General features: G+C 69.9%; 10 protein-coding genes and 1 rRNA gene. 2 read left to right on the forward strand and 9 right to left on the reverse strand.

Going from position 1 to position 13471, the window contains the following annotated elements; translation table 11 throughout:
- Window positions 1-174: 174 nt before the first annotated feature.
- The 3 genes from CV755_RS19015 to ahcY form a co-directional block, all read right to left on the reverse strand.
- Window positions 175-1700 (reverse strand): 16S ribosomal RNA (locus tag CV755_RS19015).
- Between the two features lie 576 nt (window positions 1701-2276).
- Window positions 2277-2891: a hypothetical protein gene (locus CV755_RS19025; RefSeq protein ID WP_109281969.1), complete on the reverse strand. Its 615-nt coding sequence runs from the start codon at window positions 2889-2891 to the stop codon at window positions 2277-2279.
- 141 nt (window positions 2892-3032) lie between these two features.
- A complete protein-coding gene (gene ahcY, locus CV755_RS19030; protein WP_109281399.1) occupies window positions 3033-4490 on the reverse strand; it encodes an adenosylhomocysteinase in 1458 nt (485 codons plus the stop codon).
- A 388-nt stretch (window positions 4491-4878) separates the two neighbouring features.
- On the opposite strand from ahcY, the gene CV755_RS19035 reads away from it, so the two are divergent.
- Window positions 4879-6891 (forward strand): fructose-specific PTS transporter subunit EIIC, encoded by a 2013-nt coding sequence (locus CV755_RS19035; protein WP_109281970.1) that lies wholly within the window; start codon window positions 4879-4881, stop codon window positions 6889-6891.
- 142 nt (window positions 6892-7033) lie between these two features.
- Here CV755_RS19035 and CV755_RS19040 read toward each other — a convergent pair whose 3' ends face one another.
- The 6 genes from CV755_RS19040 to CV755_RS19065 form a co-directional block, all read right to left on the reverse strand.
- Entirely contained in the window at window positions 7034-7999 is a 966-nt protein-coding gene (locus tag CV755_RS19040; protein ID WP_109281400.1) for a cation diffusion facilitator family transporter, read from the reverse strand.
- A complete protein-coding gene (gene manA / locus CV755_RS19045) occupies window positions 7996-9201 on the reverse strand; it encodes a mannose-6-phosphate isomerase, class I (RefSeq protein ID WP_109281401.1) in 1206 nt (401 codons plus the stop codon). The genes CV755_RS19040 and manA overlap by 4 nt, the downstream gene beginning before the upstream one ends.
- 30 nt (window positions 9202-9231) lie before the next feature.
- Complete coding sequence (locus tag CV755_RS19050; protein ID WP_109281402.1) at window positions 9232-10392, reverse strand: SIS domain-containing protein; 1161 nt, start codon at window positions 10390-10392, stop codon at window positions 9232-9234.
- A gap of 66 nt (window positions 10393-10458) precedes the next feature.
- Window positions 10459-10647 (reverse strand): Trm112 family protein, encoded by a 189-nt coding sequence (locus tag CV755_RS19055; RefSeq protein ID WP_109281403.1) that lies wholly within the window; start codon window positions 10645-10647, stop codon window positions 10459-10461.
- A gap of 84 nt (window positions 10648-10731) precedes the next feature.
- Window positions 10732-12090 carry a phosphomannomutase/phosphoglucomutase gene (locus CV755_RS19060; protein WP_193553427.1) on the reverse strand — a complete coding sequence of 453 codons (1359 nt, stop codon included), beginning with the start codon at window positions 12088-12090 and terminating at the stop codon, window positions 10732-10734.
- A 156-nt stretch (window positions 12091-12246) separates the two neighbouring features.
- Window positions 12247-12693, reverse strand: a complete 447-nt coding sequence (locus tag CV755_RS19065; RefSeq protein ID WP_109281405.1) for a DUF3499 domain-containing protein — start codon at window positions 12691-12693, stop codon at window positions 12247-12249.
- Window positions 12694-12967: 274 nt separating this feature from the next.
- On the opposite strand from CV755_RS19065, the gene CV755_RS19070 reads away from it, so the two are divergent.
- Complete coding sequence (locus CV755_RS19070; protein ID WP_109281971.1) at window positions 12968-13456, forward strand: metallopeptidase family protein; 489 nt, start codon at window positions 12968-12970, stop codon at window positions 13454-13456.
- Window positions 13457-13471 lie beyond the last annotated feature (15 nt).

The following is a 13471-nucleotide window of genomic DNA, read 5'->3' on the forward strand; positions in this document are numbered from 1 at the left end:
CGGCCGCACCCTCAGATACCCAACAGCGTGCCCGACCAGACCAGTTCACATCCCTGCGTTCCACGCCGAAGCAGTACTAACAGGACGCTCACCAGAGCCCAGCCGAATAGTCAACGTTCCACCCATGAGCAACCGTGCGAGACATTCGCTCGCAGTCGGCTATGTGCTCCTTAGAAAGGAGGTGATCCAGCCGCACCTTCCGGTACGGCTACCTTGTTACGACTTCGTCCCAATCGCCAGTCCCACCTTCGACGGCTCCCTCCACAAGGGTTGGGCCACCGGCTTCGGGTGTTACCGACTTTCGTGACGTGACGGGCGGTGTGTACAAGGCCCGGGAACGTATTCACCGCAGCAATGCTGATCTGCGATTACTAGCAACTCCAACTTCATGGGGTCGAGTTGCAGACCCCAATCCGAACTGAGACCGGCTTTTTGAGATTCGCTCCACCTCACGGTATCGCAGCTCATTGTACCGGCCATTGTAGCACGTGTGCAGCCCAAGACATAAGGGGCATGATGACTTGACGTCGTCCCCACCTTCCTCCGAGTTGACCCCGGCAGTCTCCTGTGAGTCCCCATCACCCCGAAAGGCATGCTGGCAACACAGAACAAGGGTTGCGCTCGTTGCGGGACTTAACCCAACATCTCACGACACGAGCTGACGACAGCCATGCACCACCTGTACACCGACCACAAGGGGGGCACTATCTCTAGCACTTTCCGGTGTATGTCAAGCCTTGGTAAGGTTCTTCGCGTTGCGTCGAATTAAGCCACATGCTCCGCTGCTTGTGCGGGCCCCCGTCAATTCCTTTGAGTTTTAGCCTTGCGGCCGTACTCCCCAGGCGGGGAACTTAATGCGTTAGCTGCGGCACGGACAACGTGGAATGTCGCCCACACCTAGTTCCCAACGTTTACGGCGTGGACTACCAGGGTATCTAATCCTGTTCGCTCCCCACGCTTTCGCTCCTCAGCGTCAGTATCGGCCCAGAGATCCGCCTTCGCCACCGGTGTTCCTCCTGATATCTGCGCATTTCACCGCTACACCAGGAATTCCGATCTCCCCTACCGAACTCTAGCCTGCCCGTATCGAATGCAGACCCGGGGTTAAGCCCCGGGCTTTCACATCCGACGCGACAAGCCGCCTACGAGCTCTTTACGCCCAATAATTCCGGACAACGCTTGCGCCCTACGTATTACCGCGGCTGCTGGCACGTAGTTAGCCGGCGCTTCTTCTGCAGGTACCGTCACTTGCGCTTCTTCCCTGCTGAAAGAGGTTTACAACCCGAAGGCCGTCATCCCTCACGCGGCGTCGCTGCATCAGGCTTTCGCCCATTGTGCAATATTCCCCACTGCTGCCTCCCGTAGGAGTCTGGGCCGTGTCTCAGTCCCAGTGTGGCCGGTCGCCCTCTCAGGCCGGCTACCCGTCGTCGCCTTGGTAGGCCATCACCCCACCAACAAGCTGATAGGCCGCGGGCTCATCCTGCACCGCCGGAGCTTTCCACCACCAGGGATGCCCCCAGTAGTCGTATCCGGTATTAGACCCCGTTTCCAGGGCTTGTCCCAGAGTGCAGGGCAGATTGCCCACGTGTTACTCACCCGTTCGCCACTAATCCCCGGCCGAAACCGGTTCATCGTTCGACTTGCATGTGTTAAGCACGCCGCCAGCGTTCGTCCTGAGCCAGGATCAAACTCTCCGTGAATGTTTACCGGCCGCGTTTAATTAAAAACTGCCGGTGCACACACACGAGAGCGGAACAACCAGGCGGAATAAGCCCGGTCGTTCACAGCGTCCTCGCTGTGTATTTCAAAGGAACCTCACCCACCACAACGTGGTGGACGGGGTTGTTTTATAGTCTGGCGTTGACTTTTGGCACACTGTTGAGTTCTCAAGGAACGGACGCTTCCTTCGTACTCACCCTCTCGGGCTTTCCTCCGGGCGCTTCCCTTCGGTGTTTCCAACCTTACCAGATCCGATTTCTCGTTTCCGGCCCCCTGCTGGAGCGGGGTTTTCGTCTTTCCGCTTTCGCGTTCCGACGAATTCGACTTTATCAGATTCGAGACAGCCGATCACATCGGCCATTTCGCTTCCGATAAAGAGTCGAGAGGTGCTCCGCGTGAACCATGTTCACCGTCGGAAGCGTTTCAGATGCCAACCGTTGCCAACGGACCAGTCCAGTCCGTCTCAACCGTTCGAATCTACCTCCCCCCTCGACCCGTGTCAACGGGTTTCGTGGGGCAGATGGAGACCTTACCAGGCGCCCAGTGCGCCCCGCACATCAGTCGAAGACGGAGGGCGGGCTCTCAAGTTCCTCCAGCTCGATGCCCGGCGCCGCCAAGACGACGTCACCGGCCAGGTGGACGGTGTGCTGTTCACCGGTGTCCAGGGCGCTGACCTGGTACTCGTCCACTTCCAAGGGGGCGTTGTCAGTGGGGTGTGCTGTCCTGCTGACCAGGGCCCACGCCTGATCGACGGTGCGGGGGGCGAGCACGGGGGCGGTGAAGGTGACAAGACGTAGGCGGGTGGCCGGTGCACCGGGGGTCAGCCGGGAGAGCCGTGCAAGGGCCACCAGGAAGGCGGGGGAGGTTCCGGTGAAGCCATGGGCGCGGACATTGCCCTCGGTGGCATGTTCGCCGTCCGGGTCGGTGCGTACCCAGGTGACGCCGTTGAGGGCGGCGCCGCGCACCTGCCAGTCGGCGGTGCGCAGCTGGAGGCGCAGGGGGCGGCCCAGGGCGTCCACGGCGAGATCGACGGAGCCGGTCTCGGCGCCGGAGGGGGCGATGATCTGGGAGACATAGCGCCAGCCGGAGGGGCCGGCTGCGCACTGGAAGTGTTCATCACCGAGGGGGGTGTGATCGTGCGGATCGTAAAGCGAGTAACGGCCGCGGGGCATGGGGGGATCCTTGGCGGGAAAGGGCCAGGCCCCCGCCCGGGAGGCGGGGGCCTGGCCGGCCGGCTGGTTCACCGGCTGCTGACGTCGGTGCGCTCGGCGCCCTGGGCGCTGATGCGGTGGTCGGCGTCCTTGACGCTGTGCTCAGTAACGGTAGTGGTCCGGCTTGTACGGACCCTCGACCTTGACGCCGATGTAGGCGGCCTGCTCCGGGCGGAGCGTGGTCAGCTTGACGCCCAGGGCGTCCAGGTGGAGCCGGGCCACCTTCTCGTCCAGGTGCTTGGGCAGCACATAGACGTCGGTGGGGTACGACTCCGGCTTGGTGAACAGCTCGATCTGGGCCAGCGTCTGGTCCGCGAACGAGTTGGACATCACGAAGGAGGGGTGGCCGGTGGCGTTGCCCAGGTTCAGCAGGCGGCCCTCGGAGAGCACGATGAGCACCTTGCCGTCCGGGAAGGTCCAGGTGTGGACCTGCGGCTTGACCTCGTCCTTGACGATGCCGGGGATCTTGGCGAGCCCGGCCATGTCGATCTCGTTGTCGAAGTGACCGATGTTGCCCACGATGGCCTGGTGCTTCATCTTGGCCATGTCCGAGGCCATGATGATGTCCCGGTTGCCGGTGGTGGTGATGAAGATGTCGGCGGTCTCCACCACCTCGTCCAGGGTGGTCACCTGGTAGCCGTCCATCGCCGCCTGCAGGGCGCAGATGGGGTCGATCTCGGTGACGACCACGCGGGCGCCCTGCCCGCGGAGCGACTCCGCGCAGCCCTTGCCCACGTCGCCATAGCCGCAGACCACGGCGACCTTGCCGCCGATCAGGACGTCGGTGGCCCGGTTGATGCCGTCCACCAGGGAGTGCCGGCAGCCGTATTTGTTGTCGAACTTCGACTTGGTCACCGCGTCATTGACGTTGATCGCCGGGAAGAGCAGCGTGCCGGCCTGCTGCATCTCGTAGAGGCGGTGGACGCCCGTGGTGGTCTCCTCGGTCACGCCGCGGATCTCCGAGGCGAGCTGGGTCCACTTCTGCGGGTTCTCCGCGAGGGTGCGGTTGAGCAGCGTGAGGATCTGGGCGTACTCCTCGCTGTCCGCGGTGGACGGGTCCGGGGCCGCGCCGGCCTTCTCGAACTCCACGCCCTTGTGCACCAGGAGGGTGGCGTCACCGCCGTCGTCCAGGATCATGTTCGGCCCGCCGGTGGGGGTGTCCGGCCAGGTCAGGGCCTGCTCGGTGCACCACCAGTACTCCTCCAGGGTCTCGCCCTTCCAGGCGAAGACCGGGACGCCCTGGGGGTTCTCCGGGGTGCCGTTGGGGCCCACCGCGATGGCGGCGGCGGCGTGGTCCTGGGTGGAGAAGATGTTGCAGGACGCCCAGCGAACGCGGGCACCCAGCGCCACCAGGGTCTCGATCAGCACCGCCGTCTGCACGGTCATATGCAGCGAGCCGGTGATCCGGGCCCCCTTGAGGGGCTGAGCCTCGGCGTACTCCTTGCGGATCGCCATCAGGCCGGGCATCTCGTGCTCGGCGAGGGTGATCTCCTTGCGGCCGAAGGCGGCCAGCGACAGGTCCGCGACCTTGAAGTCCTGGCCGGTGGAGGTGGTGGTCATCAGGGCTGCTCCTCTGATGGGCGAGCGAGGGATGATTACGGCCGTGCTCACGGCCAGGCTCAACTGACAGGTGAGCCCACAGTGGCCCCCTGCTCTCCCCTGGCCGCAGCGCAGTCCGTCGGAGGCCCTCTCTCCCTCGGCCGGTCCGTCGTGCGGACCGCCCGACCGCCATCAGCAGCGACGTCTGGCTCTGGCCCCGAATCTACACCGGACCGGGAGCCCAGCCCCAGCCCCCACCGGCCGCCCATACCGCGGAAGGAAAGGTTCCGGACAGCTCCCGCCACAGCGGGACCGTCCGCACGCTTTGATCCACTGGCCCGCTGTTGCAGGATGCGGTGCGCGAAGGCATCGCGCGGCCCGGGGCATGCCCCGTCGGGAGGAGAACGATGTGACCAGTCCAGCCGGTCCCCCCGAGGGTGCCGGGAGCGGTGGCCACCGCGGGCGGCGGCTCAGGCTGATCGCGGTGACCGCCTGTCCCACCGGTATCGCGCACACCTATATGGCGGCGGAGAAGCTGGCACAGGCGGCGGAGGCGCTGGGACACCGGATCAAGGTGGAGACCCAGGGGTCCATCGGTGCCGAGAATGTGCTGACGGACAACGATGTCAGGGAGGCCGACGCGGTCATCATCGCGGCCGACACCGAGGTGGACCGCGGCCGGTTCGCGGGCAAGCCGGTGCTGGCGGTGGCGGTCGCGGAGGGGATCCACCACCCGGAGCGGCTGATCGAGCGGGCGGTCGAGGCGCCGGTGTACCGGGGCGGGGGTGGTGGCGCCGCGGGGGCCGGGGTGGGCCCGGCGGCGGGCGGCCAGGGGCGTGGGGTCACCTACAAGGCGCTGATGAACGGTGTCTCGTACATGATCCCCTTTGTGGTGGTCGGCGGGCTGCTGATCGCCGTCTCCCTGGCGCTGGGCGGTCAGGCGACCCCGCATGGACTGGTGATTCCGGAGGGCTCCTTCTGGAAGCACGTCAATGACATCGGGGTCATCGGCTTCACGCTGATGGTGCCGGTGCTGTCCGGCTATATCGCTTACGCCATCGCGGACCGTCCGGCACTGGTGCCGGGCATGATCGGTGGCTGGATCGCCAACACGGGGGCGTTGTACGGCTCCCGGTCGGGGGCGGGGTTCATCGGGGCCATCGTCACCGGATTCCTGGCCGGATACACGGTGCTGGGAATCAAGCGGGTGCGGGTGCCGCGGTTCGTCCGGCCGATCATGCCGATCATCGTCATCCCGGTGCTGGCCACCTCGGCGGTGGGGCTCTTCTTCATCTATGTGCTGGGCAGGCCCATCGCCTGGGTCTTCGAGCACCTCACGGACTGGCTGGGCGGGCTGACCGGGGCCAGCGCGGCGCTGCTGGGAGTGCTGCTGGGGCTGATGATCGCCTTCGATATGGGCGGGCCGGTCAATAAGACGGCCTTTCTCTTCGGTGCGGGGCTCGTCTCCAAGAACCCCGAGGTCATGGGCATGTGCGCGGCGGCGATTCCGGTTCCTCCACTGGGGCAGGGACTGGCGACACTGCTGCGCCGTCAGATGTTCGACGAGCAGGAGCGGGAGACGGGCCTGGCGGCGCTGTTCATGGGGTTCTTCGGCATCACCGAGGGGGCCATTCCCTTCGCCGCCGCCCGGCCGGCGCGGGTGATCCCCGCGAATATGGCGGGCGGTGCGGTGGCGGGGGCGATCGCCGGACTGGCGGCGGTCGAGGACCGGGTGCCGCACGGGGGTCCCATTGTGGCGGTGCTGGGGGCGGTGGCCGGGGTGCCGATGTTCTTGGTGGCGATGGGGCTGGGGGCGGTGGTGACCGGGGTTTTGACGGTGACGCTGATGTCTTTGGGGCGGGCAGGGGGTGCGCCTCGGGAGGGGGTTCCGGTGGGTTCTGAGGTTCCGGGGGACTCAGGGGTTCCGGGGATGGGTGCTCGTCCGTCGGGGGCTGCGCCCGGGCCGGGGGTGTTGTCGGGGTATTTGACCGAGCGGACGGTACGGCCCTTCCTCATGGCCGACGGTAAGCGGGCGGCGATCGAGGAGATGGCCGGTCTGCTGGGGGCGAGCGGATGTGTACGGGATGAGGCCGCCCTGGTGTCGGCGGTGCTCGCCCGGGAGGAGCTGGGGACCACCGGGCTTGGGGAGGCGATCGCCATTCCGCACGCCAAGACGGATGCGGTCAGCGCGCCGGTGGTCGGTTTCGCCCGCTCCGCGGAGGGGATCGAGTGGGGTTCGATGGACGGCACCAAGGCGCGGCTGATCTTTATGATCGCGGTCCCGGGAGGGGGGTCGGAGAACGAGCACCTGCGGATCCTGGCGGTGCTGTCCCGGAGGCTGATGGATCGGGGGTTCCGGGAGCGGTTGCTCGCGGCGCGGGATCCGGTGGGGATTATGCGGGTGCTGGGGGAAGTGGGGTGAGTTGGTCTTCGCTTCGGGTGCGGCACGTCTGTGGCTGGTCGCGCAGTTCCCCGCGCCCCTGAAGGGGCGCCCCCGCGCGTAGCCGGCGGGTACGGGGCGTCCGTGGCTGGTCGCGCGGTTCCCTGCGGCCCGGAGGGGGCGCCTACGGGTGTGGGCCGCCCGGGGTGGCGGTGGGGTCTTCGCCTGCTGCGGCGGCCGCTGGGTCGTAGATGTCTGGTTCGAGGTAGATGACGCGGGCGATGGGGACCGCGGTGCGGATGCGGGATTCGGCGGCGTCGATGGCGCGGGCGACCTGGGCGGCGGTGTGCTCATGCGGCACCGCGATCTTGGCGGCGACCAGGAGCTCCTCCGGGCCGAGGTGCAGGGTGCGCATATGGATGACGCCGGTGACCGTCTCACCGTCCACCGCCGCGGCGCGGATGCTCGCCACCTGTTCGGGGTCGGCCGCCTCGCCCAGCAGCAGGGACTTGGTCTCGGCGGCCAGTACCAGGGCGATCAGCACCAGCAGGGTGCCGATGCACAGGGTGCCCACCCCGTCCCAGAGGCCGTCCCCGGTGGCCAGGGCGAGGGCCACTCCGGCGAGCGCCAGTACCAGGCCGATCAGGGCGCCGAAGTCCTCCAGCAGCACCACGGGAAGTTCCGGCGCCTTGGCCGTCCGTACAAAGCGGATCCAGGACTGCCGCCCGCGCAGCAGGTTGGCCTCCTGGACGGCGGTGCGGAAGGAGAAGCCCTCGGCGATCAGGGCGAAGAGCAGTACGCCGACCGGCCAGTACCAGTTGTCCAGCCGGTGCGGGTGGCTGACCTTCGCATAGCCCTCGTAGAGGGCGAAGACCCCGCCGACGGTGAACAGCACGATGGAGACCAGGAAGCCATAGACATAGCGTTCCCGGCCGTAGCCGAAGGGGTGTTCCTCGCTCGCCCGGCGCTGGGCCCGGCGCCCGCCGAGCAGGAGCAGCGCCTGGTTGCCGGAGTCGGCGACCGAGTGCACGCCCTCGGCGAGCATGGACGAGGAGCCGCTGAGGGCGAAGGCGGTGAACTTGGCGGCGGCGATGGCCATATTGGCGCTCAGGGCGGCGACGATGGCCCTGGTGCCGCCCGAGGCACTCATCCCGGGACCACCATGCTGGCACGGAACACCGTGCACTCGCCGTCGAGTTGGACCCGCTCCCCGGCCCGTACGAAGGCGGACTGCCCGCGCTCCAGGGGCAGTTGGCCCCCTTCGGCGTCCCGCAGCAGCGCGGTGCCCGCGGTGCACAGCAGGATCTGGGCGGCGGCGCAGTCCAGTTGGCGGGGCGGGGCGCCGGCCGGGCGGACCTGGCGGGAGAGGCGGAACTCGTCCACCGGGGTCTCATAGACCTCCTCCTCCCCCGCGCCGGCCTCCGGCCGCAGCACGGCGGGGGTGCCGGCCTCGAAGCGGACCACCCGCAGCAGTTCAGGGACGTCGATGTGCTTGGGCGTCAGTCCGCAGCGCAGCACATTGTCGGAGTTGGCCATGATCTCCACGCCCAGCCCGGCCAGATAGGCGTGTGGTACCCCGGCGCCCAGGTAGAGCGCCTCGCCGGGCTGCAGCCGGATGTGGTTGAGCAGCATGGCGGCGATCACCCCGGGGTCGCCGGGGTAGTGCCGGGCCAGCCCCGCGTAGGCCGCGTACGCCGCCTGGTAAGGGCCCGGCGCGGCGGCCAGCCGTTCCGCCGCGGCGGCCGCCTGGGTCACCGTCTCGGCCATGGCGCCGCGTTCGGCGGTGAGCACGGCGGTGAGCATTTCGCGCAGGGCGTCGGCCTCCGGGTGGGCGTGCAGCAGGTCGGCGTAGGGCTTGAGCGAGTCCACGTCCAGCGCGGCCAGCAGTCCCGCGGTGTGCAGCGGGTCCCGGAAGCCGCACAGGCCGTCGAACTCGGTGAGGGCGCAGAGGAGTTCGGGCTTGTGGTTGGGGTCGCGGTAGTTGCGGTCGGGGGCGTCGCGCGGGACGCCCCGGGCCTCCTCGGCGGCGAACCCGGCCTCGGCCTGCGCCCGGTCCGGGTGCACCTGCAGGGACAGTGGTGCGGCGGCGGCCAGCAGCTTGAGCAGGAAGGGCAGTTGGGGGCCGAAGCGCCGGACGGCCGGGGCGCCCAGTTCCGCTTCGGGGTCGGCGGCGATCAGTTCGGACAGCGGGCGCGGGCCGTCGCCCCGGTCGGCCAGTGAGGGGGCGCCGGGGTGGGCCCCCAGCCACAGCTCCGCCTGTGGTTCGCCGGTGGGCGGGGTGCCGAGCAGCTCGGGAATCGCGGTGGTGGAGCCCCAGGCATAGGGGCGCACGGTGTTGACGAGGCGGTCCATGGGGCGGTTCCTGAGGGGGTTGGCGCGGTGTTACGGGGTGCCGGCGAGGGCCAGGTAGACGGCGGCGAAGTCGGTGACGGCCAGCAGCTCGGCGGCGATCTCCAGGGGGCTGCTGCCCTCGGCCGCCTCCAGTTCGCTGACCGGGGTGTCGCGGTGCAGGGCCAGATCCCGGGCGGCGGCCGCGGGCGAGGTGACGGTGGGGGCCTGCTCGCGCAGCAGGACGACCCGGGCGTGCAGCGCCTCGGGTTCCTCGACCCGGTCCCGGAAGAAATCCTCGGGGTCGGCCCCGGCGGCCAGTGCCCCGGACAGCAGGGTGCCATGCGCGGTGAGCGCCTCGGGCAGTTCGGCGGGCAGCGCCGGACGGCCGGCCAGGGCGGCCAGTACGGTGGCGAAGCGGCGGCCGACGGCGGCGGCCAGCTCGCCCTCGGTCCAGATCAGCGGCAGGGTGTCGGCCAGTTCGGCGGCCAGGGTCTTGGCCGGGTTGCCATAGGTGGCGATGGCCGGGCCGCAGCGCTCGGCGAGCCGGTCCAGCCGGTCGGCGAGGGCGTCCAGGGAGGCGCCGGGAGCGCCGAGCAGACCGAGCCGGTCGGCGAGCGCCAGCAGCGGGGTGAGCAGCGACCAGAGGGTGCCCGGCCCGGAAGGCAGCACCCGGGCGCTCTTCTCGGCCTCCTCCTGGCCGGCCGTGGCCGCCTCGTACCAGGTGGTGGTGAGCGGGATGGACAGACCGCGGGCCTGGGCGGTGGCCTCGGCGAGCGGGGTGCCGGCCGGGCTGACCGAGACCACCGAACAGCCACGGCGGTAGGCCTGTTCGATGAGCAGGCCCAGGCCCGGCTCGGTGCCGTCCGGGCTGGCCACCAGCAGCAGATCCAGCGGTCCGGTCCAGCCGGGCAGGGTCCAGCGCAGGGCGCCGGGGGCCGGGGCCACCCCGGAGGGGCGGACAAAGGCCACCGGGCAGCTGCCGTCGGCCAGGGCGCGCAGCAGGTCGGCGGTGGCTCCGGCGGCCGGTCCCGGTCCGGCGACCAGGACGGCACGCGGGCGGCCGTCGGGGGTCAGCGCACCGACGCCCGCCTCGTCCGCGTTGCGCATGGCGGTACGTACCCGGGCGCCGGACTCGGCCGCGCCCCGCAGCAGACCGTGCAGGTCGGCGCGGGCGAGGGCGTCGGGGTCATCGAGGAGGGACTCGTCGAACACGGTGGATCAACTCCGATCGCCATGGACTCGGTTCGCGGTTCGCCCGGCCGGCCGGGACGGGCGGCGCTACTGCGGGCGCCGGGCCTCATCGACCAGGAGCACCGGGATGCCGTCGCGGACCGGGTAGGCCAGGCCGCAGCTCTGGCCCTGGCAGACCAGCTCGGAGGCATCGCCCTCGGCTGCCGCCGTCTCGCTCAGCGGTGCGTGGCACTCCGGGCAGGCGAGGATCTCCAGCAGGCCGGCTTCCAGCGGCATGGGTGTTTCCCTTCGAGGGTCATGGGTCTTGCGCGGTCAGCGTACCCGGCGGCCCGGGGGCTGAGGGGCGAGCGGCCGGGCGCGTCAGGCGCGGACGAGGGCCAGGGCCTCGTCGCGCACCCGCCGCATGGTGGCCTCCTCGCGGGCCTCCACATTCAGCCGCAGCAGCGGCTCGGTGTTGGAGGGGCGCAGGTTGAACCACCAGTCGGCGGTGGAGACGGTGAGGCCGTCCAGTTCGTCCAGCCGGACTCCCTCGCGGTCCTGGTAGGCGGCCTTGACGGCGGCCAGCCGGCCGGCCTGGTCGGCGACGGTGCTGTTGATCTCGCCGGAGGCGGCATAGCGGTCGTACTGCCTGACCAGCTCGGACAGCGGCCCGGCCTGCCCGCCCAGCGCGGCCAGCACATGGAGGGCGGCCAGCATGCCGGTGTCGGCGTTCCAGAAGTCACGGAAGTAGTAGTGGGCGGAGTGCTCGCCGCCGAAGATGGCGCCGGTACGGGCCATCTCCTCCTTGATGAAGGAGTGGCCGACCCGGGTGCGCACCGGGGTGCCGCCCTGCTCCCGGACCACCTCGGGCACCGACCAGGAGGTGATCAGGTTGTGGATGACGGTGCCGCCGGGGTGCTTGGCCAGTTCGCGGGCGGCGACCAGGGCGGTGATGGCGGACGGGGAGACGGGGGCGCCGTTCTCGTCCACCACGAAGCAGCGGTCGGCGTCGCCGTCGAAGGCCAGGCCGAGGTCGGCGCGGGTCTCCCGGACCTTGGCCTGCAGATCGACCAGGTTCTTGGGGTCCAGCGGGTTGGCCTCGTGGTTGGGGAAGGTGCCGTCCAGCTCGAAGTAGAGCGGGACCAGGTCGATGGGCAGGCCCTCGAAGACGGTGGGGACGGTGTGCCCGCCCATGCCGTTGCCCGCGTCCACCGCCACCTTCAGCCGGCGGATGCCGCCGAGGTCCACCAGTTCGCGCAGATAGGCGGCGTACTCGGCGAGGACGTCCCGCTGGGTGACGGTGCCGGGGGCGGCGGCCGGCTCGGGGGCGCCGCTCTCCGACCACTGCTCGACCAGGGCGCGGATCTCGGCCAGGCCGGTGTCCTGGCCGACCGGGGCGGCGCCGGCCCGGCACATCTTGATGCCGTTGTACTGAGCCGGGTTGTGGCTGGCGGTGAACATGGCACCGGGCAGGCCCAGGTGGCCGCTGGCGAAGTACAGCTGGTCGGTGGAGCAGAGGCCGATCTCGGTGACATCCGCCCCGCGGGCCGCGGCGCCGCGGGCGAAGGCCCGGGACAGGCCGGGCGAGGAGGGGCGCATGTCATGGCCGATGACAATGGCGGCGGCGTCGGTCACCTGGACGAAGGCGGCGCCGAACAGCTCGGCCAGCGCCTCGTCCCACTGGTCGGGGACCACACCACGTACGTCGTACGCCTTCACAAGCTGCGACAGATCAGCCACGGTCAACCCCTCCTGGAGCCGGTACAGGGGGACCAACCTACCTGGCGGGGGCGACATTCCGGACGCCGGACGGGCATCCGGGATCCGAAGGGGATCGGAAGTGACGGCGGACGGCGGGCAAACCCACGGTGAGTCAGGCGGTCAGCCCACGGGGAGTCAGGAGTCCGGTGAGCGCAGCACTCTGAGGTGGCCTCGGCGGGCGACCTCCATGGGGCTCCGGGCGGCGCCGGCCGAAGGGGCGGCCGAGGGGGCGGCGGCCGGGCCGGAGCCGGTGGCGCGCTCCGGCGGACGGGCCGCCTCACGGACCGCGTTGGCCAGCGCTTCCAGGTCGTCACCGCTGGGGCGGGCGGGGCCGGACTCCATGGCCAGCCGCACCACATCCCAGCCGCGTGGGGCGGTCAGCCGCTCCGAGTGCTCGGCGCACAGGTCGTAGCAGTGGGGTTCGGCGTAGGTGGCGAGCGGGCCGAGGACGGCGGTCGAGTCGGCGTAGACGTACGTCAGTGTCGCGACGGCCGGGCGGCCGCACGCGGTGCGCGAACAGCGACGTACAGGGCTCACGAGGTGGGACGGTACCGCACTCTTGAGCGGGCCGCGACGACTCACCCCTGGCTCACCCCTCCGTGTCGTACTGGTTCGTCCGGTGGACGCCGCCCCCGGGCCGCCCGGTTGACCTGCGAGGAGGGCCGCTGGGCGGGGGTCGGCGGCGGTGCTGGACCGTCATCAGTCAGTACCCATAGTGGCATTCGGCATCCGCGCCCCGATCCGGGAGGTGGCCTTAACCGATCGCAAGGACCACCAGAACGCTCATTGGGCGACATCCGATGAGATGCGCGGCTACCGCGTGCACACCGCCGGGTGGCGGATACTCTCGGAAGTGATGGACAGCCCCGTACCTCCCCCGGCCGGTGCCGGGAAAAGCCCCGGTCCCACCGAGCCGCGACCGCGTCGCCGCGACCGCCATGGCCGCGGTATGCGCGGGCCGGTCGCGCCGCCCCAGGTGCCGCTCGCGCTCAGCAGGGCGGAGGCGTTCACCGATCTGGTGCGGGACTCCGCCGAGCGCCTGGAGCGGCGCTGGCCACAGCTGGCGGGGGTGGAGTTCCTGGTCCGCGAGGTGCCGGAGCCGGGCGAGGAGAACGGCCCCGACCTGGGCTCCTTCCTGGACGGGGACTCGGTCCCGCTGGGCCGCTACCTGGCCGCGCACGGCGACCGCCCGGACCGGATCGTGATCTACCGGCGGCCGGTGGAGATCCGTTCCAAGAACCGGGACGAGCGCGCCCTGCTGGTGCACGAGGTCGTGGTGGAGCAGGTGGCCGAACTCCTGGGCCTGGCCCCGGAATCGGTGGATCCGCGCTACGGCCAGGACTGACGCGCCGCCGGAAGT

It is taken from the genome of Streptomyces orinoci, assembly GCF_003121295.1.
Taxonomy (GTDB): Bacteria; Actinomycetota; Actinomycetes; order Streptomycetales; family Streptomycetaceae; genus Streptomyces; species Streptomyces orinoci.

Bases quoted from the DNA above. Each gene is read 5' to 3' on its own strand.
- CV755_RS19070 (WP_109281971.1), top strand. From the start codon at position 12,968: ATGGACAGCCCCGTACCTCCCCCGGCCGGTGCCGGGAAAAGCCCCGGT.
- CV755_RS19055 (WP_109281403.1), bottom strand. From the start codon at position 10,647: ATGCCGCTGGAAGCCGGCCTGCTGGAGATCCTCGCCTGCCCGGAGTGC.
- CV755_RS19025 (WP_109281969.1), bottom strand. From the start codon at position 2,891: ATGCCCCGCGGCCGTTACTCGCTTTACGATCCGCACGATCACACCCCC.
- CV755_RS19040 (WP_109281400.1), bottom strand. From the start codon at position 7,999: ATGAGTGCCTCGGGCGGCACCAGGGCCATCGTCGCCGCCCTGAGCGCC.
- manA (WP_109281401.1), bottom strand. From the start codon at position 9,201: ATGGACCGCCTCGTCAACACCGTGCGCCCCTATGCCTGGGGCTCCACC.
- ahcY (WP_109281399.1), bottom strand. From the start codon at position 4,490: ATGACCACCACCTCCACCGGCCAGGACTTCAAGGTCGCGGACCTGTCG.